Annotated in this window: 2 protein-coding genes and 2 pseudogenes; all 4 read left to right on the forward strand. The window is 68.8% G+C overall.

Annotated elements, in window-relative coordinates; genetic code table 11:
• Window positions 1-122: 122 nt before the first annotated feature.
• A pseudogene (locus tag DP939_RS45060) lies at window positions 123-1,136 on the forward strand (IS256 family transposase); the annotation flags it as partial.
• A gap of 118 nt (window positions 1,137-1,254) precedes the next feature.
• Complete coding sequence (locus DP939_RS45065; protein WP_113986961.1) at window positions 1,255-2,310, forward strand: tyrosine-type recombinase/integrase; 1,056 nt, start codon at window positions 1,255-1,257, stop codon at window positions 2,308-2,310.
• Window positions 2,307-4,250, forward strand: coding sequence for a tyrosine-type recombinase/integrase (locus tag DP939_RS45070; RefSeq protein ID WP_113986962.1), 1,944 nt, complete (start codon window positions 2,307-2,309; stop codon window positions 4,248-4,250). Before DP939_RS45065 ends, DP939_RS45070 begins: the two co-directional genes overlap by 4 nt.
• A 49-nt stretch (window positions 4,251-4,299) precedes the next feature.
• Window positions 4,300-4,524: pseudogene (locus DP939_RS45075) on the forward strand (transposase); the annotation flags it as partial.
• Window positions 4,525-4,581: the final 57 nt, after the last annotated feature.

Raw genomic sequence — 4,581 nt, forward strand, 5'->3', positions numbered from 1 at the left:
CGGGGTTGCGTCCACGGAAGTGGTGTACGAGTTTGACCAGGTCACAAGCGTGGCGACGAGGAACGAGAACGGCCATCGCGTGATCCTTCGAATGCACAGTTCAAGATCGAAGGAGACCAGCGATGGCCGCAGACAACAGTGTGACGCCCCAGCAGTGGCTGACGAAGCAACTCCAGACCGATGACCCCGACATGTTGCGCTCCATGGTGAAGACCATGGCCGAGGCGTTGATGTCGGCCGAGGCCGACAGCATGTGCGGAGCCCCCTACCGTGAGCGCAGCGAGGAGCGAGTCAACTCCCGTAACGGTTACCGCACCCGCGAGTGGGACACCCGCGCCGGCACCATCGACCTGGCCGTCCCCAAACTCCGGACCGGGACCTACTATCCGGACTGGCTGCTGGAACGCCGCCGCCGCGCCGAACAGGCCCTGATCAGCGTCGTCGCGACGTCCTACCTGCTGGGGGTCTCAACCCGGCGGGTCGACAAACTGATCGAGCAGCTCGGGATCAAGCACATCTCCAAAAGCCAGGTCTCGGTGATGGCCAAGGCGCTGGATGAGCAGGTCGAAGCGTTCCGCACCCGCGCGCTTGACGCCGGCCCCTACACCTTCGTCTGGCTGGACGCGTTGACGCAGAAGGTCCGCGAAGGCGGGCGGATCATCAACGTGCACGCGCTGATCGCCACCGGTGTCAACGGCAACGGCCATCGGGAGATCCTCGGGCTGGAGGTCACCTCCGCCGAGGACGGCGCCGGCTGGCTGGGCTTCCTGCGCGGGCTGGTCGCCCGCGGCCTGTCCGGGGTGCAGCTGGCCATCTCCGATGCCCACCCGGGGCTGGTGGACGCGATCGGCGCCGCGTTGCCCGGCGCGGTCTGGCAGCGCTGCCGCACCCACTACCTGCGTAATCTGCTCACCCGTGTCCCGAAGTCGGCTCAGCCGTGGGTGGCCACCCTGGTGCGCACGATCTTCGACCAGGACGGTGCCGAGGCGGTGGCCGCGCAGCATCGGTGGGTGATCGACGCTTTGGCAGTGAAGTATCCGGCCGCCGCCGACCACCTCGACCGCGCCGGAGCCGACCTGCTGGCCTTCGCCGCCTTCCCGCGCGATGTGTGGCGGCAGATCTGGTCGAACAATCCTCTATCTGTTAACCGGCCTTCCAGCGGTCTGATCTGGGCTGTTGCTGGAAGTCGGCCCCGGCGATCTCGCAGGGGGTGGATCCTGCCGGGTGAGGAGCGACAGATGGGGATGGGTCATGATGGTTCACGCGCGACTACTCGACGGAGAGCACCGGCTGGCCGGCAATTGGGACGGCGTCGAGGCAGCGAACGCCTTCTTGGCGCACTTGGCCGCGCGGGCGTTCAGTCCGGCCACGATCCGGGCCTATGCCTTCGACCTGGTGAACTTCGCCCGATTCCTCATCCAGCAGCCACTCACCGTTGATGCGGTGACCGCGACGGACATCTTCGCCTGGGTGGACTGGCAAGGCGTCCGCCGTGACAACGGCGGGAAGGCGGTGCGGTCGGCGCGACGAGGCGCGGCCCCGTCCACGATCAACCGTCGTGTCGCGGCGGTCCGGGCGTTCTTCGAGTATCAGGTCATGACCGGCGTCCGGGCAGGCAACCCGGTTCCCGCGCCCCGGCGGGGGCAGGGGTTGCGGCCCCAGGCTCGCGGGCTGCTGGGACATCTGGGCCCGGGGCGAGTTCGCGGGGGTGGCCGTCTGGTGCGGCAGCCCCGTCGCCTGCCGGAATCGCTGCCGAGCGGCGATGTTGAGGCGTTCTTGTCGAGCTTGGCCACTCACCGCGATCGCGCGATGGCGTTGGCGATGCTGCTGGGTGGGCTGCGCTCGGCCGAAGTCCGTGGGCTGAAGCTGGCCGATGTCGACATGGGCGCACGGCGGCTGCGCGTGATCGGCAAGGGGAACAAGGAACGCGTCGTCCCGGTCGACGCGACGTTCTTCACCGAACTGACGGCCTACCTGCGCCTGGAACGCCCGACGGGGTTGAAAACGGCCGAGTGTTTCGTGGTGCTGCGGGGCCCGACGGCGGGCGCACCGGTGAGTGAGGCCGGGCTGCGCAGCCTGTTTCGCCGTCATCGACAGCTCTCGGGCGCGCTGCGGGTGCGCCCGCACCGGCTGCGTCACACCTACGGCACCGAGTTGGCCGCGGCCGGCATCGACCTGCTGGCGTTGCGCGAGTTGATGGGCCACGCCAATCCGGAGACCACCGCCGCCTACGTGCACCTGTCGGTCGAGCAGTTGGCGGCCGAGTACGCCGCCGCCCGCTTCCGCCAGAGCGCAGGTGGTTCGCGATGACCAGTCTCGCCCACCAGGCCCCAGCCGAGCACGGTTTGCTGGAGGACTACCTGGCCCACGTCGCCTCCCTCGGGCTGGGGCGACGGGCGGTGCGCGATCGCACCCGGATCGCCCGTGCGTTCCTGGCACGCCATCCCGATCTGGATGTCTGGATGGCCCGCCCAGCCGCTGATCGCTGCCTGGAGCTCAGGCGAACCGGTTTCTGGCCACTGATCTGCTACGCGATCGGGACCGGCTGTCTTCGGCTGGACCTGGAACTGGCCGGGATCAAGCACCTGACCGGGCTGGCCGACGCCATCCAGGCCCGTGATCCCAACGGGTTCGCCGCAATCAGGCAGGCTGGGCTGCGGCTCGGCTGGACGCCTGACTGGGTGAAGACGGTGCTCGGCGAGTGCTTGGCCGTGCTGCTGGCCTGGCACGGCGGCATGGTCGCGGAGGTGACCGGCGAGTTGGTGGACGCCTTCGACACCGCGATCGCCTCCACCATGACCATCCCCGCAAGCTCGCGTCGTGCATACCGCAACCGGATCGCCGGCGTCCGTCAGATCTTGTTCGAGTCCCGCGTGATCGACACCCCGCCGCGGCGGCGGCCCTGGGCGCGCACCCTGGAGCAACGCTTCGCCCAGGTGCCGATGGCCGACCAGATCCGCCAGGTGCTGCTGCGCTATGTCCGCACCCGCACCGCGGTGCTGCGGCCCAAATCGGTGGAGAGCCTGATCAATGACCTGCTGCCGTTCGCCGACTACCTCACCGACCAGCATCCCGAGCTGACCTCGCTGCGCCAACTGGAACGGCACCACATCGAGGGCTACCTCATCTTCAACCGCACCCGGCCCTGGCGCGGCCAGCGCGCCGCCGCCGGGGCAGGCCGCACCGTCTCGGCGGCGGTCGCCCAAGCAGCAGCACTCAGCCTGCGCAACATGCTCGACGACATCGCCGTCTGGGGCTGGGCCGAGGCGCCCACCCGCCGCCTGGTCTTCGCCGCCGACATTCCCAAGCTTGACCAGCCGCTGCCCCGGGCGCTGCCGCCCGACATCGATGCCGCCCTCATGAACGCCGTCACCCGCCTGGACGACGATTTCGCCCGCCTGGCCCTGCCTGTCCTTCGCGGCACGGGACTACGCGTCGGGGAACTGCTCGACTTGGAGATCGGCAGCATCATTGACTACGGCCCCACCGGGTCCTGGCTGAAAGTCCCGCTCGGCAAGCTCGCCACCGAACGCATGGTCCCCCTGGACGCCGACGCCCTCAGTGCGCTGGATGAATGGGCCACGCTGCGCGGCGTTCACCGCCCGCTGCCGCACCCACGCACCGCAACACCAACCGACTTCCTGTTCACCCTGCACGGCCGCAGACTCGGCGCGACCCGGCTGCGCAACGGGCTGCTCGCTGCCGCCGAACTGGCAGGGCTCCGCGCGCCCGACGGCTGCGTGCTCGTCATCACCCCACATCAGCTCCGCCACACCTGGGCCACCGGCTTGGCCAACGCCGGGATGAGCCTGCAGGCGTTGATGGCGCTGCTCGGGCATGTCACCCCGCAGATGACGATCCGCTACGCCACCCTGGCCTCCCCGACGCTGCGCATCGCCTACGACGAGGCGATGGGCAAGATGCGCCGCCAGTTCACCCTCACCCCGGCCGGCAAGCCGATCGTCCCCGACAAGGTGACCTGGCTCAACAGCGAGATGCTCAAGACCCGCGTCGCTCACGGCTACTGCTCCCGGCACGAGGCAGCGGGCGCCTGCCCCTACGCCAACATCTGCGAGACCTGCGACAACTTCGTCACCGGCCCCGAGTTCACCGACGCCCTCCGCACCCAGCTCACCGACGTTCAAGCGCTTCAGACTGATGCCGAAGATCGCGGCTGGAACGGTGAAGCGGCCCGACATGCACGCGTTGCCGACGCTCTCACCGACCACCTGTCCCGCTTCGAGCACTGACCAGCAACTTCCTCAACTGCATTGCCCCGAGAGCGAGGGCCGGTTAAAAGAGCGGCTGAACAAGGAGATCCGCCGGCGCACCGATGTGGTCGGCATCTTCCCGGATCGGGCGGCGATCATCCGCCTCGTGGGCGCAGTGCTGGCCGAGCAGACGGATGAGTGGGTGGAAGGGCGTCGTTACATGGGCCTGGACGTGCTGGCCAAGGCCCGGCTCCGGGTAATCGACGGCGACACGCCCGCTCAAGACCCACTGCCGCGAACCCTTACCGCTTAACCTGGCGGGCAGGATCACGCGCAGGCTGTTTCATACACCACCTCCGTGGACGTGACC

Source organism: Spongiactinospora rosea (assembly GCF_003315795.1).
Lineage (GTDB): Bacteria > Actinomycetota > Actinomycetes > Streptosporangiales > Streptosporangiaceae > Spongiactinospora > Spongiactinospora rosea.